The 22,884-nt window shown below is 41.5% G+C and carries 18 protein-coding genes; 13 read left to right on the top strand and 5 right to left on the bottom strand.

Features of this window, described 5'->3' with window-relative positions:
• Nucleotides 1–9: 9 nt before the first annotated feature.
• Nucleotides 10–1,188, bottom strand: a complete 1,179-nt coding sequence (locus C5469_RS09030) for a LuxE/PaaK family acyltransferase (RefSeq protein WP_166305109.1) — start codon at nt 1,186–1,188, stop codon at nt 10–12.
• 385 nt (nt 1,189–1,573) lie between these two features.
• On the opposite strand from C5469_RS09030, the gene C5469_RS09025 reads away from it, so the two are divergent.
• Nucleotides 1,574–2,659, top strand: coding sequence for a flavin-containing monooxygenase (locus C5469_RS09025; RefSeq protein WP_166305107.1), 1,086 nt, complete (start codon nt 1,574–1,576; stop codon nt 2,657–2,659).
• A 230-nt stretch (nt 2,660–2,889) separates the two neighbouring features.
• On the opposite strand, the gene C5469_RS09020 is transcribed toward C5469_RS09025, so the two are convergent.
• Nucleotides 2,890–3,726 carry an AraC family transcriptional regulator gene (locus tag C5469_RS09020; RefSeq protein ID WP_166305105.1) on the bottom strand — a complete coding sequence of 279 codons (837 nt, stop codon included), beginning with the start codon at nt 3,724–3,726 and terminating at the stop codon, nt 2,890–2,892.
• Between the two features lie 577 nt (nt 3,727–4,303).
• Nucleotides 4,304–5,185: an HTH-type transcriptional activator IlvY gene (gene ilvY, locus C5469_RS09015; protein WP_166305103.1), complete on the bottom strand. Its 882-nt coding sequence runs from the start codon at nt 5,183–5,185 to the stop codon at nt 4,304–4,306.
• Between the two features lie 190 nt (nt 5,186–5,375).
• Between ilvY and ilvC the strand changes: the two genes are divergently transcribed.
• On the top strand, nt 5,376–6,854 hold the full coding sequence (ilvC, locus tag C5469_RS09010; RefSeq protein WP_166305179.1) for a ketol-acid reductoisomerase: 1,479 nt from the start codon (nt 5,376–5,378) through the stop codon (nt 6,852–6,854).
• A gap of 187 nt (nt 6,855–7,041) precedes the next feature.
• Nucleotides 7,042–9,069 (top strand): DNA helicase Rep, encoded by a 2,028-nt coding sequence (gene rep / locus C5469_RS09005; protein WP_166305101.1) that lies wholly within the window; start codon nt 7,042–7,044, stop codon nt 9,067–9,069.
• A gap of 48 nt (nt 9,070–9,117) precedes the next feature.
• Here rep and gppA read toward each other — a convergent pair whose 3' ends face one another.
• Both gppA and rhlB read right to left on the bottom strand, forming a co-directional pair.
• On the bottom strand, nt 9,118–10,632 hold the full coding sequence (gene gppA / locus C5469_RS09000) for a guanosine-5'-triphosphate,3'-diphosphate diphosphatase (RefSeq protein WP_166305176.1): 1,515 nt from the start codon (nt 10,630–10,632) through the stop codon (nt 9,118–9,120).
• Between the two features lie 8 nt (nt 10,633–10,640).
• Nucleotides 10,641–11,927 (bottom strand): ATP-dependent RNA helicase RhlB, encoded by a 1,287-nt coding sequence (gene rhlB, locus C5469_RS08995; protein ID WP_166305100.1) that lies wholly within the window; start codon nt 11,925–11,927, stop codon nt 10,641–10,643.
• A 118-nt stretch (nt 11,928–12,045) separates the two neighbouring features.
• Here rhlB and trxA point away from each other — a divergent pair, with 118 nt between their 5' ends.
• The 10 genes from trxA to rffA all read left to right on the top strand — a co-directional run bounded on the left by trxA (nt 12,046) and on the right by rffA (nt 22,883).
• Nucleotides 12,046–12,372, top strand: coding sequence for a thioredoxin TrxA (gene trxA / locus C5469_RS08990; RefSeq protein ID WP_054478909.1), 327 nt, complete (start codon nt 12,046–12,048; stop codon nt 12,370–12,372).
• Nucleotides 12,373–12,848: 476 nt separating this feature from the next.
• Nucleotides 12,849–14,108 carry a transcription termination factor Rho gene (gene rho, locus C5469_RS08985; RefSeq protein WP_015836218.1) on the top strand — a complete coding sequence of 420 codons (1,260 nt, stop codon included), beginning with the start codon at nt 12,849–12,851 and terminating at the stop codon, nt 14,106–14,108.
• A gap of 291 nt (nt 14,109–14,399) precedes the next feature.
• Entirely contained in the window at nt 14,400–15,485 is a 1,086-nt protein-coding gene (gene wecA, locus C5469_RS08980) for a UDP-N-acetylglucosamine--undecaprenyl-phosphate N-acetylglucosaminephosphotransferase (protein ID WP_166305099.1), read from the top strand.
• A 26-nt stretch (nt 15,486–15,511) separates the two neighbouring features.
• Nucleotides 15,512–16,567 (top strand): ECA polysaccharide chain length modulation protein, encoded by a 1,056-nt coding sequence (wzzE, locus tag C5469_RS08975; RefSeq protein ID WP_166305098.1) that lies wholly within the window; start codon nt 15,512–15,514, stop codon nt 16,565–16,567.
• A gap of 126 nt (nt 16,568–16,693) precedes the next feature.
• A complete protein-coding gene (wecB, locus tag C5469_RS08970; RefSeq protein WP_166305097.1) occupies nt 16,694–17,815 on the top strand; it encodes a non-hydrolyzing UDP-N-acetylglucosamine 2-epimerase in 1,122 nt (373 codons plus the stop codon).
• A 4-nt stretch (nt 17,816–17,819) separates the two neighbouring features.
• Complete coding sequence (wecC, locus tag C5469_RS08965) at nt 17,820–19,082, top strand: UDP-N-acetyl-D-mannosamine dehydrogenase (protein ID WP_166305096.1); 1,263 nt, start codon at nt 17,820–17,822, stop codon at nt 19,080–19,082.
• The gene (gene rffG / locus C5469_RS08960) at nt 19,079–20,149 is read left to right on the top strand and encodes a dTDP-glucose 4,6-dehydratase (protein WP_166305173.1); all 1,071 of its coding nucleotides are present in this window, start codon (nt 19,079–19,081) and stop codon (nt 20,147–20,149) included. Before wecC ends, rffG begins: the two co-directional genes overlap by 4 nt.
• A gap of 17 nt (nt 20,150–20,166) precedes the next feature.
• Nucleotides 20,167–21,048 carry a glucose-1-phosphate thymidylyltransferase RfbA gene (gene rfbA / locus C5469_RS08955; protein ID WP_166305095.1) on the top strand — a complete coding sequence of 294 codons (882 nt, stop codon included), beginning with the start codon at nt 20,167–20,169 and terminating at the stop codon, nt 21,046–21,048.
• Nucleotides 21,026–21,766 (top strand): dTDP-4-amino-4,6-dideoxy-D-galactose acyltransferase, encoded by a 741-nt coding sequence (rffC, locus tag C5469_RS08950; RefSeq protein WP_166305094.1) that lies wholly within the window; start codon nt 21,026–21,028, stop codon nt 21,764–21,766. Before rfbA ends, rffC begins: the two co-directional genes overlap by 23 nt.
• Complete coding sequence (gene rffA, locus C5469_RS08945; RefSeq protein ID WP_166305093.1) at nt 21,753–22,883, top strand: dTDP-4-amino-4,6-dideoxygalactose transaminase; 1,131 nt, start codon at nt 21,753–21,755, stop codon at nt 22,881–22,883. Before rffC ends, rffA begins: the two co-directional genes overlap by 14 nt.
• Nucleotide 22,884: the final 1 nt, after the last annotated feature.

Below are 22,884 nucleotides of genomic sequence, written 5' to 3'. Positions count from 1 at the left end.
CCTTGCTATTTATACCGCGGGGGTAGCTGAGGAATCTTCGTCGTTTGACATTTTTCTTTCAAGATTGACCGCACAACAACCAAACTCTTTAGCTGCGGCAGTGCGCATAACAAACTGAATTCGCTGAGAAGTACGCCAGGATTTGTTAGGGTCAGTGCGTAAGTAGACCAAGTCTTCTGTCAGTAACATACCCGGGGTAGAAACAGAAAGTGGGTCCAGAATGACTAATTGTCCTGTTTCTCCATCAGGTAATTCGCGTGATAAATCATTAGGATCACGGACGGAGAAATGAATATAAGGCGGAACATGCTTATGGTTATATTCATCTTCTATAGCAAGAACGTTGGCTTCAACCAGACCGTACATATCACGTGTCCGGGATGCTGGAATTCCCATCCATTCTTCAATATCTGCATTCAGTTCGCCACGGGAGATCATATCTCCGGTAAAACGTTTCCAGCCGCCCATTGTGATTACCATGCTATCGCGGTCTAAAGTGAGTTTGGTCTTATTCTCTTTTAGAAACGTGATAAAACGATGGATTATGAATGGAGGACCAATTAAATGCCGGGTGAATTTGCCTTTCCACTCGATTAATTGATTCAGTGCATCTTCTGGGGAAAAACGATCTTGATTGATCATATAGCGTCGAGTATCTAATAAACCTGTAAAGAAATTAAAGATTTTGACCAACGCCATTTCTGGAATATCTTCCGTTGAAGGGCATAAGCATAAGACAGCACCGCCAGATACTTTGAACATGCTGCGATAATTAGAGTAAACAGCTAATACTGTGTGATCCATAGTATCGTGGCAACGGCGATAAACACTAGGAATTCCACTTGTACCGGTTGAACGCATTTCATGTTCGATTTCAGATAAAGGTTTGCTTAATAAGCGATGACTTTCGGCTGATTTATATGTTGCAACAGGTATCAGTGGAATGCGAACTAAATCATTATAACTCTGGATATCTTCTGGTTTAATGTTTTGCTTTTCACAGATATCTTTATAGTAAGGGTTATTATGGTAATGAAAATGAAAAGCATCTTTAAGTAAGCAAGTTTTTAATTCTTGTTGCTCTTCTTTAGACAGCTTATAGAGAAAGTCGACATCTGCTATTAACCATTTCAGCGGATTTCCTCCACGAAATTTTATACCATCATATATATTTTTGATATTTTCCATTTTTGCATCTCCGGTAGAGTAGATGAACTCATCTTTGTTTATTATATGTTATAGCAATAATGCATAAGTTACGTAGGCAAAAAGGATAGTTATTAATTATGTCATTTTATTGAATAAATCGGCTATATTATTATTGCTGATAACTATATGGACTTATCAATATTGATAAATTCATGATAAGAACAGCTGATTTATTCAAAATATCCACTTTAATACGAATATGACCAGTTAATTCAAGTAAATTTTTTAGTTATCTTTTATATTTTTGTGAAGTTTGTTGTTTTTCAATCTATTAAATGGTTTTCCATAAAATTTTTATTGTCCTAAGATTGAGATAATGATAAAAATAAAATACAGATAAATTCCGAATTAAAAACGAGTACGCATGATGAAAATGGACTGTTTAATTGTGGGTGCCGGTCAAGCCGGGTTAAGTTTAGCCGCTATCCTTGCTGCTAAGAATATTAATGTTTGCATATTAGAGCGAGAGGTGCGTATTGGTGATGTGTGGCGTAAGCGTCCTGATAATATGCTATTATTCACTTCACGTGGTATGACTCAGCTTCATGGCTTCCCGTTTCCTGGAATCGAAGATGGATATCCGGATAAAAATGAAGTTGCTGATTACCTTGAATGCTATGCCACACATCATAATCTTAATATACATACTCAAACCGAAGTAGTTGAAGTGACGCATGATAAAAACGGCTACCGTGTTAAAACAAAAGATGGAAAAGTATTTAGTGCGCCTTGTCTGGTTAATGCAACAGGTGCTAATCAGTTAGCTGATGTTCCTGCATTTGCTAAGCAACTTTCGGCTGATATACAGCAACTGGTGGCAGATAAATATCAGGGGCCTAAACAAATTAAAGAAGGTAGTAGAGTAGCCGTTGTTGGTGATGGTGCTAGTGGGCGCCAGATTGCTAAAGATTTAGCGGCTACTACGAATGTGACGTTATTTTGCGGTTCTTCCCGTCCTCTCTTACCTAATAGAATAATGGGCAAAGATATCTTTTGGTGGTTGAGTAAAAGTGGTCTGTTATTTGCTAATTATTATAGCCTGGTGGGAAAAATCATGCGCCGGCGTAATCCCATTCCTTGTGGGGATCTAAAAAACCATCGGTTAGCTGCTTTTGGCGTAAAAGTAGCAAATAGATTGGTTGATATAAAAGATAATAAATTATGTGATTTGTCTGGTAATCAATATGAAACAGATACTGTTATTTGGTGCCTGGGTTATAAAGATAATACAGCATGGTTGACTCTTCCCGGTGCTACGGATGCCAATGGATTTGTTTGTAAAAATGGTCATGCAGAAGGTGGGAAAACACCTTACCCAGGGTTATTTATCGTCGGGCGGAAATGGCTGAGTAGCCGTGGTTCTGAACTAATATTAGGTGCTTATAAAGATACAAGCCGGATAGCTAAATGGGTAGAGAATTATTTGAAAGAGTATGTATCATTAAAATGAATAATTAGTACAGGATAGTGATATTTTTCTCTGTATGTTTTATTTGTAATGGATTTGTGATTTATTGGCTGATATTGTTATGAAGTTATTCTGAATTCTGTATCATTACTAAAAGTACATAATTTAAATATGTTATTGGTGTAGAATGATACAGAATCTTTAATATACTGGTTCTTGATAATGACAATTATAAATAGGATTTATTTATTCTAGGTGATTTATCAAAAATACTATTCATGCATGACACAGATATTTTGCTTTGGAAAATTTAATCCTGCTAATGTTGATGAAAAATTGAGTTGTTTTTGTTGTAATCTGTTCATACAAGCATTTTTTAATTCAGATGGTCTTAATCCATATAGCATCATACAGGTACGACTGAAATGTGCGCTATCGGAAAACCCGCTATTACTGGCTAATAGAGTAAGGGAATCAGATAAATGTATCTCATCAATAGCATGATGTAGGCGTTTCCATAATAGATAGCTACGGAAATTTGTTCCCATTTTTTCTCGAAATAGATGTAAAAATCGACTTTCAGATAAATAAAGTTGGTTTGATATTTCTCGGGAAGATATACATTTAACCGGCAGTTCAGTGATGAGAGTGGCTGCTTTCATGATCCTTTTATCCTGATAACAATGACAATTTTCTATTTCACCTAAGAGGTTATTTAAGATAAAAATATCTGGGGAGGTTTCTGATTGTAAACAATTGATAAAATAATTTGCTATCAAACTGGATGACTCTTGACTTAAATATATTATATCTGAGTTTCCCATTTGATGTGATAACAAATGGCATAGAGGATTGGCTGGATCTATTAGTAAATTAAAACAGAGTTGTTCTTCTGTGTGTAATTTATGTTTAATATTAGAAGAAATAATAAATCCATGCACTTGTCTAGATTCATTGTCAGTGTCAATTCTCATGGATGAATTATTTGGTGTTACACTTAATTGTATACAAGGGTGGCGATGCCATTCTGTTTTCATATTATAAGAGAAAACTAAATCTTGCAGATGAAACTTATAGAATTTAATAAAATACGGTATTTTATGTAACATAATCTTATCCTTTATTAAATTGTTGTGTGTGTTTGAGTTAATTATTTCCTGTGATTATAATAAATCCATGATATTAATTTTTTAATTAAATAATTATTATTGTAAACTATATTGCATTGATATTATAAAATGATTATTATGAAATTGATATTATTTCCTATGGTATCGTTCGGGGAATAATTTCACTATTGGCAAATATCGTTTTGTCATAGCATAGAGAATTTTTCACCGCTATGTTTGTAGCTGATGAAATATTCAAAGTGACTTGCTTTTGCTAGCCAATCTTAACAATAGTTGAGTGCTTTAGTGGTAAATATCACTATCCACTTGATATAGCTATAGATATTTTCTTTAGTAACATAATTAGTAACCAAAAACTTAATGAAGAGTCAATATTTCATATAATTATTATTGATTAGTTATAACTTATATTAAACATATTATCGTGAAAACTATATGGTTATTTTTTTATATTCTTTGTGAATTATGTCACACCAATCATAAGTATATGAGCATAATGCGGGAAGTGGGTTATATCAGACTTGTAATGAATAAAAATACCTGCTAAGGCTATTCATTATAGCAATCCCCAAAATGCTTTAATTAAGGGCTCATTTAGCCGTTTTCTCTGTACACATATACCCAATTCGAACGGCTCCACCAGAGAAATGTTCTCCAGTAAAGATATGCGATTGCGCACTGGTTCAGGACTGTTCTCTACAACTACATTGGGAATTAATGCAATTCCACAACCTAGCGCAACCATAGAAACAATCGCTTCGTGGCCGGATACTGTAGCGTAAATCAATGGGTTGTTGATTTGATGATGGCGGAACCAGTACTCAATGCGTTTACGTGAAGGACCATGTTCCGGCAAAATAAAGGGGATAGTATCCCAGTCAGGGTTCTCTTGTGTTACGAGCGTTCGCACAGTACAGGGGAGGGACGGTGCAATCAATACTAGTGGTACTTCACCGATTTTGGTGAAGCTGACATTATCTGGTAGCTTTTCTGGCTTACCTGCGATTCCTAAATCGGCATCATTAGACTGTACTTTATTGACTGCATCTGCGGCATCACCAGTGGTAAGTTTGATTTCAACCAGGGGATGCTCCGCACGGAAACGATCAAGAATCTGTGGTAAGTGACTGTAGGCCGCAGTGACTGAACAAAACAGACGTAATTCGCCACTTAACGATGGGCTTTGTTGATTTAGTGAGTGTTGTAGTTGCTGATATTGTAACAATGTTTGTTGGGCGAATTGTTTAAGTTGCTCTCCAGCGAATGTCAGCTTTACGGTGCGATTATCCCGTAAAAATAATGGATGACCCAGAATATCTTCAATGCGCTGGATTTGGCGAGATAATGTAGAAGGACTGACATGCATTGATTTCGCAGTGCGGCCAAAATGACAGCTTTCAGCCAGATGCAGAAACAGTTTTAGATCACGTATGTCCATAATCTGTTTACCTTTTATTATCCCATAATCAGTATTGCATAAAATGCAATGTAGTATTGTTAATATATCAATTTAAGCAATAGCTTTCATGTCATATATTGAAAATATGCAGACACCTCACTGGGTGAGGAAATATCAAAAACAGTCGCAGCACTTAATTGCTGAACACAACATGACCACGGAGTTACTAATGGCTAATTATTTTAATACGCTGAACTTGCGTCAGCAGTTGGCGCAGTTAGGTAAATGTCGTTTTATGGCACGGGAAGAATTTGTTGATGAGGCAGGATATTTAAAAGGCAAAAAGGTCGTCATCGTCGGTTGCGGTGCGCAGGGGCTGAATCAAGGTCTGAATATGCGTGACTCCGGTTTGGATATCGCTTATGCCCTGCGTAAAGAGGCAATTGAAGAAAAACGAGCTTCATGGCGTAAAGCAACAGAAAATGGTTTTCAAGTCGGTACTTATGAAGAGCTGATCCCGCAGGCTGATTTAGTTATTAACCTGACGCCAGATAAACAACATTCTTCTGTTGTTCGCGCAGTTCAACCGTTGATGAAAGAGGATGTTGCACTGGGTTATTCTCACGGTTTAAATATTGTTGAAGTAGGTGAACAAATCCGTAAAGACATCACTGTTGTGATGGTAGCGCCTAAGTGCCCTGGTACTGAAGTGCGTGAAGAATACAAACGGGGTTTTGGTGTTCCTACCTTGATCGCTGTTCACCCAGAAAACGATCCAAAAGGTGAAGGTATGGCGATCGCTAAGGCATGGGCAGCGGCAATGGGTGGGCATCGCGCCGGTGTTCTGGAATCTTCTTTCGTTGCTGAAGTGAAGTCCGACCTGATGGGTGAACAAACCATTCTGTGCGGTATGTTACAAGCTGGCTCACTACTGTGTTATGACAAATTGATAGAGGAAGGTGCTGAACCAGGTTATGCAGGAAAGCTGATCCAATTTGGTTGGGAAACCATCACCGAAGCACTGAAACAAGGTGGTATTACCTTGATGATGGATCGCTTGTCTAACCCTGCAAAATTGCGTGCATATGCGTTATCTGAGCAATTGAAAGACATCATGACGCCACTGTTCCAAAAACATATGGATGATATTATTTCTGGTGAATTCTCTTCCGGTATGATGGCGGACTGGGCTAATGATGATAAGAAGTTATTAGGATGGCGTGAGGAAACTGGTAACACTCAGTTTGAAAATTCACCGCAATATGATGGCAAAATCGGTGAACAGGAATACTTTGATCACGGTGTTTTGATGGTTGCTATGGTGAAAGCTGGGGTTGAACTGGCATTCGAAGTTATGGTTGATACCGGTATTATTGCAGAATCTGCATATTATGAATCTCTGCATGAATTGCCGCTAATTGCTAATACTATCTCTCGTAAACGTCTGTATGAAATGAACGTGGTTATTTCTGATACAGCAGAATATGGTAACTATTTGTTCTCTCATGTTGTGGTTCCATTGCTGAAAGAAAAGTTCATGAGATCACTACAGGCAGGTGATTTAGGTAAGTCTGTTGCAGAGAATGGTATTGATAACGCTCAGTTACGTGATGTTAATGAAGCTATCCGTAACCATCCAATTGAGGTTGTTGGCCGTGTGTTACGTGGCTATATGACAGATATGAAACGTATTTCTGTTGGTGATTGATATCAGATTTGAGTTAAAGATAGAGGGAGATAAATCTTCCCTCTTTAAATTTAAAATGTGTTGAGTAACAAGCCATCGTGATTGAGAAAGGTGGCTTGTTGCTTTAAAGAAAACGGCGTTTCCTTCCCCTCTTTCTGCTACAATTCCACCCCCTGGAGTTCTGTCCTGATATAACTCATTAGATACTATGCGATTAAATCCTAGCCAACAACAAGCAGTTGAATTTGTTACCGGCCCCTGTCTGGTTTTGGCGGGGGCTGGTTCCGGCAAAACCAGAGTGATTACGAATAAGATCGCTCATCTTATCCGTATTTGTGGCTATCAGCCTCGTAATATCGCAGCTGTGACTTTTACTAATAAAGCAGCAAGGGAAATGAAAGAGCGTGTAGCGCAGACTCTAGGGCGTAAAGAGGCTAAGGGGCTGATGATTTCTACTTTCCATACCTTGGGATTGGAAATCATTAAGCGCGAATACAAGGCGCTGGGAATGAAAAGCAATTTCTCACTGTTTGATGAGCAGGACCAAATGGCTTTGCTGAAAGATCTGACAGCTGATTTGTTAGAAGAAGATAAGGAACTGCTACAAAAACTAATTTCTTCCATTTCAAACTGGAAAAATGATCTGCTTTCTCCACAACAAGCAGCGGCATTGGCCCGTTCTGCTCAGGAGCATCAGTTTGCTGAATGCTATCACCGTTATGATTTACATCTGGCGAGTTGTAATGTGTTGGATTTTGACGATCTGATTGCCAAACCTACCTTGTTGATGCAGCGTGATGAAGAAGTCAGGGAACGTTGGCAAAACCGCATCCGTTATCTGTTGGTAGACGAATATCAGGACACCAATACTAGTCAATATCAATTGGTTAAATTGCTGGTGGGACAAAGGGCTCGTTTTACTGTGGTGGGTGATGATGACCAGTCGATTTATTCATGGCGCGGAGCAAGACCACAAAATCTGGTGTTATTGAAACAAGATTTTCCGAAACTTAATGTGATCAAGCTGGAACAAAACTATCGTTCTTCGGGCTGTATTCTGAAAGCCGCTAATATTCTGATCGCCAATAACCCCCATGTATTTGAAAAACGTCTTTTTTCTGAGCTGGGGTATGGTGATCCGTTGAAAGTTATCACGGCTAATAATGAAGATCATGAGGCGGAAAGAGTTGTCGGAGAGCTGATTGCACATCACTTTATTAATAAAACCCAATATAAAGATTACGCTATTCTCTATCGGGGAAATCACCAATCCCGAGTGTTTGAAAAAATGCTGATGCAAAACCGTATTCCTTATCGGATTTCTGGTGGTACTTCTTTTTTTGCTCGTCCTGAAATTAAGGATCTGCTGGCTTATCTGCGGGTGCTGACTAATCCTGAAGATGACAGTGCATTTCTGCGGATTGTTAATACGCCAAGACGTGAAATTGGTGCGGCTACAGTCCAAAAACTGGGCGAGTGGGCGAATCAACGCAGTAAAAGTCTCTATCAAGCCAGTTTTGATCTTGGTTTGGAACAAAGTCTGACCGGTCGTGGTCTGGTTGCATTGCAGCGTTTTACTCACTGGATGGACGAGATAGCCCGCCAGGTTGAACAGGAACCTTTGCTGGCTGTGCGTGATTTACTGCATGGTATGGATTATGAAAGTTGGTTGTACGAAACATCACCGAGTCCGAAAGCAGCTGAAATGCGGATGAAAAATATTAATCAGTTATTCACTTGGATGAGTGAAATGTTGGAAGGTGATGAACTGAATGAACCAATGAATTTACCTCAGGTGGTAGCACGTTTCACATTGCGGGATATGATGGAGCGTGGCGAAGATGGTGAGGAGTTTGATCAGGTACAATTGATGACTCTGCATGCCTCTAAAGGGCTGGAGTTTCCATATGTATTTCTGGTCGGTATGGAAGAAGGGTTATTACCTCATCAGAGCAGTATTGATGAAGACAATATTGATGAAGAGAGACGATTGGCTTATGTGGGAATCACCCGTGCACAACGGGAGCTATTCTTCACCTTATGTAAAGAACGTCGTCAATATGGTGAATTAATCCGTCCAGAACCAAGCCGTTTTTTACATGAGTTACCACAGGATGATTTGCATTGGCCAAAAGATAAAAAAATGGTGACTGCTGAAGAGAGAATGCAGAAAGGACAATCACGTATTGCAGATATCAAGTCACGTTTAGGGCTTGGGCAGAAAAATAAGCAGTAAAAAATACATAGGAGGTCCCTATGTTACAGAGATACGGCGAGATGTGATTTAGCTCAGATTTGAGCCACCTAATTCTTGTTCTTGCAAAATAAGCGGCCACTGAACATGGTTTTGCCACTGAATTTCTTGCTGTAAAGACTCTGCTCGTAGAGGATGTTGCATTAGCCAGCCATGAGGCAAGGTGATCATCAATTCTTCCCCCCTCACATTTAAACGCAGAGCAGAAAAGGTGTCATCTCGGTGATGACTGGCTAATATAATAGCTAATCGCAATAGACGGCATAAACGTTGGGCCTGTATTAGAGGCAAAGCATTTTGTTGACTGAAGGAAACTGGATCAATCGTGGCACTCTGGTTCTTTAGCAATGTGGCTAATAGCTGTTTTTGTGCGGGAGTATAGCCGGGAAGATCGAGGTAACTGATAAGATAGGCAGCGTGCGATGGAGCCTGATGGAAGTCAACACTCAGGCCAATTTCGTGTATCAGACAAGCACTGAATAATAATTCATGACATCGGCTATCAAGTTCCCAAGGTTTAGCAATCTGTTGTAAAAAGTGTTCAGCCAACTGTTTGACTCGTTGAGATTGTTCAACTTCTAACTGAAAGCGGCGCTGTATATTACGTAAAGTTCTGATGCGAATATCTTGTTCTATCGGTAAATCCAGCATGCCGTAAACAAGACCTTCCCGTAAAGCGCCGCCAGCAAGAGTCATACTTTCAATATTTAATGTCTGAAAAATAGCTATCAGGATAGCAAGACCGCTTGGGAAAACCAGTGCCCGTTCCAGCGTCAATCCTTCGATTTCCAATTCTTCCAGCTTACCGCATTCAATCGCTTTATGTTTGAGTTCCTGGAGTTTTGGCAAAGTAATCAGCTCATCCATACCTTGGGCAATCATGATTTCTTGCAGTGCCTGAACTGTGCCGGAAGCTCCGACGCAAATCTGCCAGCCTTGTTCTATAAGCTTTGAAGCAACAGGTTTCAGCGTTTCATGTGCGGCAGCTTCGGCTTTGGCAAAGTTTTCTTCCGTCAGGCTACGATCATTAAAGTAACATTCAAGCCAAGTAACACAGCCCATGCTCAGGCTGGATAACTGATTAGCCTTTGCCCCATTTCCTGTGACCAGTTCTGTACTTGCACCGCCAATATCGACAACCAAGCGTTTTTCAGGGCCGCCGGTCGTATGAGCAACCCCTTGATAAATAAGCCTAGCTTCGTCTTCGCCACTGATTACTGTAACTGGGCAACCAAGTATTTCTGATGCTTTTTTCACAAACTCACCAGAATTTCCGGCGATACGCAAAGTTGCTGTAGCAACGACGCGGATTTGTGATGGCGGTATATCCTGTAAGCGTTCAGAGAAAACTCTGAGACATTGCCAACCTCTCTCCATTGTTTGCTGGGATAAATAGTTATTTTTATCCAGTCCGGCGGCTAACCTGACTTTACGTTTGATTCGAGCTAGTATCTGCATACTGCCGGATATTTCACGCACGACCAGCATATGAAAACTGTTTGAACCCAGGTCAATAGCCGCGTAGAGAGAAGAGGAACTCAACATCATTTAATTTAACCTGAACGTTTACGGTTATTACGCGGTGTATTGTTACGATGCGACAAATTATTTCGACGCTGATGGTTCCCTGAACGCGAACGATGGCGGCGTTTAGGAACCGGTAAATCTTTCAGCAATGCATTACTGTTATATTTACTGACAGGGATTTGGTGCTGAATATAATCTTCGATTGCTGGCAGGTTCAGAGCATATTCTTCACAGGCCAGGCTGATAGAGTGGCCACTTTCACCTGCACGTCCAGTACGGCCAATGCGGTGAACATAATCTTCGCAGTCATCTGGTAAGTCATAGTTAAAAACATGAGTTACGGATGGAATGTGCAATCCACGAGCTGCCACGTCAGTTGCAACCAGAATATCAATATTGCCCTTGCTGAATTCTTCCAGAATACGTAACCGTTTTTTCTGTGCAACATCACCAGTTAGCAAACCAACGCGATGCCCGTCAGTAGCAAGATGGGCCCAGATGTCTTCACAACGATATTTAGTATTGGCGAAAATAATGCAGCGATCGGGCCATTCTTCTTCCAATAACGTTTGAAGCAGACGCATTTTCTCTTCATTAGAAGGATAAAACAGCTCTTCGCGGATACGGTGCCCCGTTTTCTGTAGCGGTTCCACTTCTACATATTCTGCATGATTCATTTGCTCAAATGCCAGTTCTCGGACTCGGTAAGACAGAGTGGCAGAAAACAGCAGGTTCATGCGTTCATTTGCAGGTGGCATCCGACGGAATAGCCAGCGGATATCTTTGATAAAACCCAGATCGTACATACGATCAGCTTCATCAAGCACCATAACCTGAATGGCATTCAGATTAATATGCCCTTGTTTGGTATAGTCGATCAGACGTCCGGTTGTGCCGATGAGAATGTCAACACCGGATTCCAGCACTTTCAGCTGTTTGTCATAACCATCGCCACCATAGGCAAGACCCATCTTTAATCCCGTTGTTTGCGCTAGATCTTCTGCATCAGAGTAAATCTGTACGGCTAGTTCGCGGGTAGGAGCCATAATCAGCGCTCTTGGCTGATTGGTTTGACGCCCCTTTGTTGTGGGATGAGTCAGTAAATAATGAAAAGCAGACGCTAAAAATGCTAGTGTCTTCCCGGTACCAGTTTGCGCTTGCCCCGCGACATCACGACCTTCGACAGTGAAAGGTAATGTCAGTGCCTGTATAGGCGTACAATTAGAAAACCCCTTGTTATCAAGAGCTTCTATGACTCTGGGGTGCAAGGCGAAGTCGGAAAACTTCTTTTCTGTCAAGTGTGTTTTACTCATAGTGTGGTAGAATATCAGTTAACCGTTGTTTTACGGAAGTGTATCCTCTGAAATAAAAGCAACCTTATATCAGTAATGTTACACTAGCATAGTAAAAAATTATTCTTTGGAGTAAAAAATGAGCGATAAAATTATTCATTTGAGTGATGATAGCTTTGATGCTGATGTTCTGAAAGCAGCGGGTCCAGTTCTTGTCGATTTTTGGGCGGCATGGTGTGGTCCATGTAAAATGATTGCACCTATTTTAGATGAAATTGCACCGGAATATTTAGGCAAACTGACGATTGCAAAACTGAACATTGATGATAACCCGGCAACTGCTCCTAAGTATGGTATCCGCGGTATTCCTACGCTACTACTGTTTAAAGACGGTCAGGTAGCTGCCACCAAAGTGGGGGCATTGTCAAAAACTCAGTTGAAAGAATTTTTGGATGCTAATCTCTGATTGAAGTGAGATCACACTAATACCGGACGTTTGGCGTATATCACTATTTATTTCATTGACCGCTAGACGTCCGTAAAGAAGCATGATAAGTTAGCGCCACTGCCTGTATCACATACCTCTATGTTTAGAAGTATGTTGCATACTGAACAATCTGTAGTGTCTGATAAGTCTGTTATCTCTGGATAGTCTAAAATATCCAATGGGTTGTACAGGAATAATCTGGTGTATAACTCATTACGTTGAGATAGTTTTTTTATAGAAATCAGTAATGTTTCGGCATTATCTCAACAGCGTTTTTGACAGCCTGTCAGTCTTATTTGAGCTCAATCTTGGTACTTCAAATTATTACCTTTTTATATAAATGATGTATTAAAGGTCTTATTTGTTTTTGTACAAAATAAACAGGCATCGATGACGCTGCCATACTATTCACGTTCATAGTTCGAGATATACCCCGAGTTAAAGAACCCACCATTATGAATCTTACCGAATTAAAGAATACGCCGGTATCTGAACTGATTACACTCGGCGAAAATATGGGGCTGGAAAATCTGGCCCGTATGCGTAAACAAGATATTATCTTCTCTATTCTTAAGCAGCATGCGAAAAGTGGAGAAGATATCTTCGGTGACGGTGTGCTGGAGATATTGCAGGATGGATTTGGATTCCTCCGTTCAGCAGACAGCTCCTACCTTGCCGGTCCCGATGATATCTACGTCTCTCCCAGCCAAATCCGCCGTTTTAACCTCCGTACCGGTGACACAATTTCAGGTAAAATCCGTCCACCTAAAGAAGGTGAGCGCTATTTTGCACTGTTGAAGGTTAACGAAGTTAACTTTGATAAACCAGAAAATGCCCGCAGCAAAATTCTTTTTGAAAACTTAACTCCTTTGCATGCGAATAACCGTTTGCGGATGGAGCGTGGTAATGGTTCCACTGAGGATCTGACGGCTCGTGTTCTGGATCTGGCGGCACCAATTGGTCGCGGACAACGTGGTCTTATTGTTGCTCCACCAAAAGCGGGTAAAACTATGTTGCTGCAAAATATCGCAGCTAACATCGCTCATAATCATCCGGATTGTGTATTGATGGTACTTCTGATTGATGAACGTCCGGAAGAAGTCACTGAAATGCAACGTTTGGTGAAGGGTGAGGTTATTGCTTCTACTTTTGATGAGCCGGCTTCCCGCCACGTTCAGGTGGCAGAGATGGTCATTGAGAAAGCAAAGCGTCTGGTTGAACATAAAAAAGACGTTATTATCCTGCTTGATTCTATTACTCGTCTGGCACGTGCCTATAACACTGTTGTTCCGGCATCCGGTAAGGTACTGACTGGTGGTGTAGATGCTAACGCGTTACATCGTCCAAAACGTTTCTTCGGGGCTGCACGTAATGTAGAAGAGGGTGGAAGCTTGACCATTATTGCTACTGCATTGGTGGATACAGGCTCGAAGATGGATGAAGTGATTTACGAAGAGTTTAAAGGCACTGGTAATATGGAGTTGCACCTCTCACGTAAAATTGCTGAAAAGCGCGTCTTCCCTGCTATCGATTACAACCGCTCCGGTACACGTAAAGAAGAGTTACTTACCACATCTGAAGAGCTACAAAAGATGTGGATTCTTCGCAAAATTATTCACCCAATGGGAGAAATTGATGCGATGGAGTTCCTTATCAATAAACTGGCTATGAGTAAAACAAACGACGATTTCTTTGACATGATGAAACGCTCGTAGTTTTTAACTTGGTTCATGATGATTTTTCAACGCCACAGTTCTGTGGCGTTTTTTGCATCTGGTGCGATAGCACCATATAGATATGGTATGTATTTTGCATGGAACTTATATACTGCCATTTTCCAATAAGCATCGTAGATTATGATGTAAAGGTTATTAATTTTTCTACAGTAAAGAAAAGTATCCTCACAAAATGGAGAATTTATGGGGTTGGTTCCTGGCCAGAAAAACCATGTGGCTGTGGATGATAAATAACCAGGTTATATTTGTTTTTCACGGAGAGTTTTTATCGTGAATATTCCCAGTATGAGTATTGAAATTTTTTGCATTTTTCTGTTTTCGTTTGCGTTTTTGTTTATGGCGCGTATCGCAGGAAGGAAAATTGGCCTCGTTGATAAACCCAATTATCGTAAGCATCATCAGGGACTAGTACCTCTGGTTGGTGGGATAACTGTATTTGCTGGTATCTGTTTTGCTTTTGTTATAACAAACGAGTTTATACCTCATAAATGGCCGTACTTAATTTGTGCCACTGTACTGGTATTTGTTGGTGCATTGGATGATCGTTTTGATATCAGCGTTAAGGTCCGGGCAACTATTCAGGCTCTGGTTGGTATTGCAATGATGTATTTTGCTGGCCTGAAATTAAATAGCCTTGGCTATGCTTTTGGTCCTTGGGATATGAATCTTGGGCCATTCAGTTATGTTGTGACGCTATTTGCTGTTTGGGCTGCTATTAATGCATTCAATATGGTTGATGGGATAGATGGACTATTAGGTGGATTATCTTGTGTCTCTTTCGGTGCTTTGGGGATCTTACTGTATCGAAGTGGTAACACGGCACTGGCATTATGGTGTTTTGCATTTATTGCGGCCATTCTTCCTTATATTCTTCTCAATCTTGGTTTCTTAAGCCAACGTTTCAAAGTATTTATGGGTGATGCGGGCAGTACACTGATTGGTTTTACCATTATCTGGCTACTTATTGAATCTACTCAGGGGAATGAACCTTCTGTGAAGCCAGTTACTGCATTGTGGATTATTGCCATTCCCTTAATGGATATGGTTGCCATCATGTACCGTCGCTTGCGTAAAGGAATGAGCCCATTTTCTCCAGATAGACAACATATTCACCACCTGATTATGCGGTCTGGATTTTCATCACGTCAGGCATTTGTTTTGATCACTGTTGCTGCGGCTTTATTCGCGGCTACCGGAATGATCGGAGAATGGTTGGAGTTTGTTCCTGAATGGGTAATGTTGGCATTGTTCTTGCTTGCATTTATGTTGTATGGCTATTGCATCAAGCGTGCATGGCGGGTGGCTCGTTTCATTAAACGGCAAAAACGTCGTATACGCTATTCTGCTAACCATTAAACATCTATCAACAGAGGTTTTGTGCAGTGATAAAATCAGAAACGAAATCTATTCAAGATCAACAGACTCTGGAGCATGAGCTGGATATCGGGGCCTTGTGTAGTGCTCTATGGCGTGGAAAAATATGGATTGTCGTACTGGCAATAATCTTCGCTGCTATAGCTCTGGGAGCATCTTATCTGATGCAACAGAAATGGAGTGCAACGGCAACCATTGACTTGCCTACGACTAATCATTTGGGTAGTTATTATTCTCAGCAGCAGTTTTTACGCAACTTGGATACTCACATTAACGTTTCAAAGGAAACTCAGTTACCGTCTATTCCAGAAGAAGCGTATAAAGAACTTGTCACTCAGCTCGCGGCATATGATACCCGCCGTGAATTTTGGTTAAAGTCTGATTACTACAAACGACATCAGGAGGGTGATGCCAGAGCAGATGCAGCTTTACTGGATGAGTTAATCAATAATATTCAGTTCATTCCTCATGATGATAAAAAAGTGCTGAATGATAGTATCAAACTGACAGCAGACTCTTCTGCACAAGCGAATCAACTCTTACGCCAATACATTGCTTTTGCAAACAGTCACGCTAGTACCCATTTGAATGATGAAGTAAAAGGTGCATGGACTACCCGTACTAACTCTATGAACGCATTGGTTAAACGACAAAAAATGGTTGCTAAAGCGGTTTATAACCGTGAAATGAATGTATTGCAGCAATCTTTGAAAATTGCGGAAAAGCAAGGGATTCGGCGTAGTCAAACTGATACACCGATGGATCAGTTACCTGATTCAAAAATGTTTATGTTAGGTGCACCGTTGTTACAGGCTCAGCTTGAAACTCTCGAAGCAATAGGTCCTGATTACGATGTGGACTATGAGCAGAATATTGCGATGTTAGCAACATTGAATGTTAGCCCGATATTGCAGGATCAATTCCAGACTTACCGTTATCTGAGAACCCCAGAGGAACCTGTTACCAGAGACAGCCCACGCAGAATGTTCATTGTAATCATGTGGGGTGCGGTTGGTACTTTAATTGGTGCCGGAGTGGCGCTAATACGGCGTTCGCGTAAGTAACCAAGTAGTTATAGAAGTGACTGCTTTTGAGAGATACTTTTCGCAACTACAGAAGCAGAAATAAATAGTATCAAATAGTGTTTTTGCAGGAAGATCTGCAAATTACTGACCAATAAGAGAGTCACTGTGAAAGTGTTGACTGTGTTTGGTACCCGGCCAGAAGCCATCAAGATGGCTCCGTTGGTACATGCGCTGGCAAAGGATGAAGCCTTCGAAGCAAAAGTATGTGTCACTGCCCAACACCGGGAAATGTTGGATCAGGTATTACATCTTTTTGAGATCACTCCCGATTTTGATCTCAATATTATGAAATCAGGGCAAGATTTAACGGATATTACGTGTCGTATTCTGGAGGGATTAAAGCCTGTTTTGGCCGAATTTAAGCCTGATGTTGTGTTGGTTCACGGTGATACTACAACAACTATGGCAACCAGTTTAGCTGCGTTCTACCAGCGTGTCCCTGTCGGTCATATTGAAGCTGGACTGAGAACCGGCGACCTCTATTCCCCTTGGCCGGAAGAGGCAAACCGTAAGATTGCTGGGCACCTGGCAATGTACCATTTTGCTCCGACGGAAAACTCTCGTAAGAATTTGCAGAAAGAATCGATTGCAGATAATCAGGTTTTTGTCACGGGCAATACAGTGATTGATGCGTTGTTATGGGTACGCGATCGAATAATGAATGACGAGATTATGCGGAGTAAGTTGGCGGAACACTACCCGTTTATTGATACCAATAAAAAAATGATTCTGGTAACAGGCCATCGTCGTGAAAGTTTTGGTGGTGGATTTGAACGAATTTGTGAAGCTTTGGCGCAGATAGCCCGTACTCATCCAGAAGTGCAGGTAGTTTATCCGGTTCATTTGAACCCAAATGTTTGTGAGCCGGTAAAGCGCATTTTGCATAATATTGATAATATCATTCTTATAAAACCACAGGACTATTTGCCATTCGTCTATCTGATGAACCATTCCTATATGATCCTGACGGATTCCGGTGGCATTCAGGAAGAAGCGCCTTCTTTGGGAAAACCGGTTTTGGTGATGCGTAATACTACTGAACGACCAGAAGCGGTTGATGCCGGAACGGTACGGCTGGTAGGAACAGACACAAAAACTATCGTAGAAGAGGTGACACGATTGTTGACAGACGATACCGCCTATCAGCAAATGAGCCGTGCTCATAATCCTTACGGGGACGGTGATGCCTGTCAACGTATTCTCGATGCTTTGAAAAAAATCAGGTGACATTATGAGTTTTGAAACTATTTCTGTTATCGGTCTTGGGTATATCGGTTTACCCACTGCGGCAGCGTTTGCATCCCGTAATAAGAAAGTCATAGGAGTCGATATTAATCAGCACGCGGTAGAAACGATTAACCGAGGTGCAATTCATATTATAGAACCGGATCTGGACAAAGTGGTGAAAATTGCTGTGGAAGAGGGTTACCTGAAAGCGGTGACTTCTCCGTTACCAGCAGATGCTTTTTTGATAGCTGTTCCAACTCCTTTTAAAGGTGATCATGAGCCGGATATGAAGTATGTGTGTTCCGCTGCTGAATCAGTGGCACCAATTCTGAAAAAAGGCGATCTGTTGATTCTGGAATCTACTTCACCAGTGGGTGCGACGGAGCAGATGGCAGCATGGTTGGCGGCAGCACGTCCTGATTTGACTTTTCCTCAGCAGGTAGGTGAGGAATCTGATATTGATATTGCTTACTGTCCTGAACGCGTGTTACCAGGCCAGGTTATGGTCGAACTGATTAAGAATGACCGTGTTGTTGGCGGTATGACACGAAAATCTTCAGCCAGAGCCAGCGAGCTGTATAAAATTTTCCTTGAAGGTGAATGTGTTATCACTAACTCAAGGACAGCAGAAATGTGTAAGCTGACAGAAAATAGCTTTCGAGATGTAAACATTGCATTTGCTAACGAACTTTCCCTGATTTGTGCTGATCAAGGTATCGACGTGTGGGAACTTATCAGTTTGGCAAACCGCCATCCCCGCGTAAATATTCTTCAGCCGGGGCCTGGTGTGGGTGGTCACTGTATTGCTGTTGACCCGTGGTTCATTGTTTCCCAAAACCCGGAACAATCACGTCTTATACATACAGCACGTTTGGTTAATGATGGCAAGCCCTTGTGGGTTGTGGATCAAATAAAAGCGGCTGTTGCGGACTGTCTGGCTGAGAGTGGAAAACGTGCCGGAGAAGTGAAAATTGCCTGTTTTGGTTTGGCATTTAAACCAAATATTGATGATTTGCGTGAAAGTCCAGCGGTGCATATCACCCGTATGATTGCGCAATGGCATGCAGGTGAGACATTGGCTGTAGAACCTAATGTTCATGAATTACCAACTTCTTTGAAGGAAATAGTTCGACTGGTTAACTTGGAGAAAGCTTTGGAAGAAGCAGATATCCTGTTGATGCTGGTGGATCATAATCAGTTTAAAGCGATAAATGGTTATGACATTAAACAGAAATGGATTGTGGATACAAAAGGGGTCTGGTGTTGAGACGTATTCTAATCACAGGTGGAGCGGGTTTTATTGGTTCTGCTGTTGTGCGACATGTTATTGATAATACAGAAGACAGTGTAGTTGTGGTTGATAGCTTGACTTATGCTGGCAATCTAGAGTCTCTTGCCTCGGTTGCGGATAGCCCACGCTATGCTTTTGAACAGGTTGATATTTGCCAGCGTGAAGCGCTGGACCGGGTGTTTGAGCAGTATCAACCGGATTGTGTGATGCATCTGGCGGCAGAAAGTCATGTGGATCGCTCTATTGATGGCCCTGCGGCTTTTGTCGAAACCAACATTGTTGGTACTTATGTTTTGCTGGAAGTTGCTCGAGCTTTCTGGCAAAAATTGAGTAAAGAGAAACAGGCCGCTTTCCGTTTTCATCATATTTCAACAGATGAAGTGTATGGTGATTTACATGGTGAGGATGGTTTCTTTACCGAAGAGACACCTTATGCGCCAAGCAGCCCATATTCAGCGTCCAAGGCATCTAGTGACCATCTGGTAAGAGCATGGCACCGAACTTATGGTTTGCCGACAATTATCACTAATTGTTCAAATAATTATGGTCCTTACCACTTCCCGGAAAAATTGATACCGCTGATGATTTTGAATGCATTAGCGGGCAAGTCCCTGCCAGTATATGGAGAAGGGAAGCAAATTCGTGATTGGCTGTATGTGGAAGATCATGCCAGGGCGCTTTATCTGGTTGTAACAACAGCAGAACCGGGTAAAACCTACAATATCGGCGGTCATAATGAACGAAAAAATATTGATGTGGTTTACGCGATTTGTGAATTGTTGGAAGAATTTCACCCAGAGAAGCCAGCAAATATTGCTTACTATCGTGATTTGATTACTTATGTCATAGATCGTCCTGGTCATGATATGCGCTATGCCATTGATGCGGCGAAAATTGAACATGAGTTGGGCTGGAAACCCCAGGAAACTTTTGAATCTGGTATTCGTAAGACAGTTCAATGGTATCTGGAAAATGAAAACTGGTGGAGCAGAGTTCAGGATGGTTCTTATGCTGGTGAGCGTCTTGGATTAGGTAAAGACTGAGTTACTTTGGAGGTAACATGAAAGGCATTATTCTGGCAGGAGGATCGGGTACCCGGTTGCATCCGATAACACGAGGTGTTTCTAAGCAATTACTGCCAATTTATGATAAGCCGATGATTTACTATCCCTTGTCAGTACTAATGCTGGCAGGGATACGCGATGTTTTGATTATCTCCACGCCAGAAGATTTACCTTCTTTCCAGCGATTGCTTGGCAATGGTGACGCATTTGGTATTCGCTTGAGTTATGCAGAGCAGCCATCACCGGATGGTTTAGCTCAGGCATTTCTGATTGGTGAAGAGTTCATTAACGGCGAATCCTGTTGCTTGGTATTGGGAGACAATGTCTACTTTGGGCAAGCATTCAGTCCGAAACTGAAGAGTGTCGTTTCCCGTGGAAAAGGAGCGACTATTTTTGGTTATCAGGTGATGGACCCTGAGCGATTTGGTGTGGTGGAGTTTGATGACGAGTTTCATGTTCTTTCCATTGAAGAAAAACCAGAAAAACCAAAATCTAACTGGGCAGTAACAGGTCTCTATTTCTATGATAATCAGGTTGTGGATTTTGCTAAACAGGTAAAGCCTTCTGCACGGGGTGAATTAGAAATTACCAGTATTAACCAGATGTATCTGGATCGCGGTGAACTGAATATTGAACTGTTAGGGCGCGGTTTTGCTTGGTTGGATACCGGCACTCACGATAGTCTGATTGAGGCCAGCACTTTTGTGCAGACTGTTGAGAAGCGTCAAGGTTTCAAAGTCGCCTGTCTTGAAGAAATTGCCTGGCGTAATGGTTGGTTAGATGATGATCACTTAAGAGAAACAGCAAAATCCTTGTCAAAGACTGGTTACGGCCAATATCTGTTGGATCTGCTTCATGTCCGTTCGCGCCAATATTGAACCGTTAGAGTGGGATAGCCATTATTTTGGATTCTCCACTGCTCGCCTTGATTTTGCACCTGATTCCAGGTTGTTAACTTTATCTCAGTTAGAACAGTATTCTTTAGTGCAGGCTAAAGTGCTAGTACAACGGCCAGACATTATTGATGGATTATCGGCATTGGGTTTTTCGCTGGTGGAAGGGGAAGTAGACTTCTCTTTAATGATTGGCACAAAAAATGCGTATACTACGAATTGTAGTGATAGTTCTGAGACTGAGATGATATCGGCAACGCAGCAAGATATTCCCATGTTGAAAGAAGTGGCTTCTAAAGTATTTTCTTCAAGCCGTTTCCGCACCCCTTGGTATCAGCCGCTGGATGGTGGTCGTTTCTACGCTACTTGGGTTGAGAAAGCGGTGTTGGGCACATTTGATCATCAATGTTTACTGGTAAATGGGGATAATGGGCAACCCGCAGGGTTCGTTACTTTGCGGGAGTTAGAGAGAGGCCAGGCTCGCATGGGGTTGCTGGCAGTGTTTCCAGGAAATACCGGTTGTGGGATCGGTTCAAAATTAATGTCGACGGCGCAACAGTGGTGCCAGTACCATCAAATACAACGATTAAGAATCGCGACACAAACCAGCAACATCGCTGCTTTGCGTCTCTATAAACGCAGTGGTGCATTTGTTGAAAGCACTGCTTATTGGTTATATCGGGGGCGAAATGATTCCATTTAACAGACCGCCAGTAGTCGGCACTGAATTAGATTATATGAAGCAGGCAATAGCGAGCGGTAAGCTCTGCGGGGATGGTGGTTTTACCAAACGTTGTGAAGAGTGGATGGAACAACATTTCAATTGCCTGAAAGTTCTATTGACACCATCCTGCACAGCTTCGCTAGAAATGGCGGCTATTTTGCTAAATATCCAGCCCGGTGATGAGGTTATCATGCCGAGTTTCACTTTCGTTTCTACTTCGAACGCATTTGTACTGCGTGGAGCAACGATTGTTTTTGTGGATATCCGTCCGGATACCATGAATATTGATGAAACTAAAATCGAAGCAGCGATTACAGATAGAACACGTGCGATTGTTCCTGTTCATTACGCGGGTGTGGCTTGTGAAATGGATATAATCATGGCTTTGGCAGAGAAATATAATCTGTTTGTAGTAGAAGATGCAGCACAGGGCGTAATGTCTACTTATAAAGGCCGCGCATTGGGAACTATTGGACACATCGGTTGTTACAGTTTCCATGAAACCAAGAACTATTCTTCTGGTGGTGAAGGTGGTGCAATACTTATTAATGACAAATCACTGATCTCCCGTGCGGAAATTGTCCGTGAAAAAGGAACTAACCGCAGCCAGTTTTTTCGTGGTCAGGTCGATAAATATACCTGGCGTGATATTGGTTCCAGTTATCTGATGTCAGAACTTCAGGCTGCTTATTTGTGGGCACAACTTGAAGCTGCTGAGAAAATCAATGAACGTCGTCTTGCCTTGTGGGATACCTATTATCAGTCGTTAAAACCTTTGGCTGATGTTGGTCGCCTGACATTGCCTGTAATACCGGAAGGATTAGAGCATAATGCCCATATGTTCTATATCAAGCTGAAAGATATTGGAGAACGCTCTGCATTCAATAGCTATATGAACGATGCTGGTGTACTAACGGTATTCCATTATGTTTCTCTGCACAGTAGCCCAGGTGGTGAGAAATTTGGCCGTTTCCATGGAGAAGATCGCTTTACTACTAGTGAAAGTGATCGCTTGGTACGTTTGCCAATGTTTTACAACATAACAGAGACTGAGCAACAAACTGTTATCAAACATATCAAGGAATTCTTTTCCTGAT

Origin of the sequence: Photorhabdus cinerea (assembly GCF_011189575.1) — a bacterium.
Classification (GTDB): Bacteria; Pseudomonadota; Gammaproteobacteria; order Enterobacterales; family Enterobacteriaceae; genus Photorhabdus; species Photorhabdus cinerea.
Note: the sequence above shows the minus strand (reverse complement) of the source record. Positions and strands in the feature narration are given on the sequence as shown.

Coding starts and splice junctions, on each gene's coding strand:
- C5469_RS09020 (WP_166305105.1), bottom strand. CDS start 3,726: ATGTTACATAAAATACCGTATTTTATTAAATTCTATAAGTTTCATCTG.
- C5469_RS09030 (WP_166305109.1), bottom strand. CDS start 1,188: ATGGAAAATATCAAAAATATATATGATGGTATAAAATTTCGTGGAGGA.
- rffC (WP_166305094.1), top strand. CDS start 21,026: ATGTCCGTTCGCGCCAATATTGAACCGTTAGAGTGGGATAGCCATTAT.
- ilvC (WP_166305179.1), top strand. CDS start 5,376: ATGGCTAATTATTTTAATACGCTGAACTTGCGTCAGCAGTTGGCGCAG.
- rfbA (WP_166305095.1), top strand. CDS start 20,167: ATGAAAGGCATTATTCTGGCAGGAGGATCGGGTACCCGGTTGCATCCG.
- gppA (WP_166305176.1), bottom strand. CDS start 10,632: ATGTTGAGTTCCTCTTCTCTCTACGCGGCTATTGACCTGGGTTCAAAC.
- rep (WP_166305101.1), top strand. CDS start 7,042: ATGCGATTAAATCCTAGCCAACAACAAGCAGTTGAATTTGTTACCGGC.
- ilvY (WP_166305103.1), bottom strand. CDS start 5,185: ATGGACATACGTGATCTAAAACTGTTTCTGCATCTGGCTGAAAGCTGT.
- trxA (WP_054478909.1), top strand. CDS start 12,046: ATGAGCGATAAAATTATTCATTTGAGTGATGATAGCTTTGATGCTGAT.
- C5469_RS09025 (WP_166305107.1), top strand. CDS start 1,574: ATGATGAAAATGGACTGTTTAATTGTGGGTGCCGGTCAAGCCGGGTTA.
- rho (WP_015836218.1), top strand. CDS start 12,849: ATGAATCTTACCGAATTAAAGAATACGCCGGTATCTGAACTGATTACA.
- rhlB (WP_166305100.1), bottom strand. CDS start 11,927: ATGAGTAAAACACACTTGACAGAAAAGAAGTTTTCCGACTTCGCCTTG.
- rffA (WP_166305093.1), top strand. CDS start 21,753: ATGATTCCATTTAACAGACCGCCAGTAGTCGGCACTGAATTAGATTAT.
- wecC (WP_166305096.1), top strand. CDS start 17,820: ATGAGTTTTGAAACTATTTCTGTTATCGGTCTTGGGTATATCGGTTTA.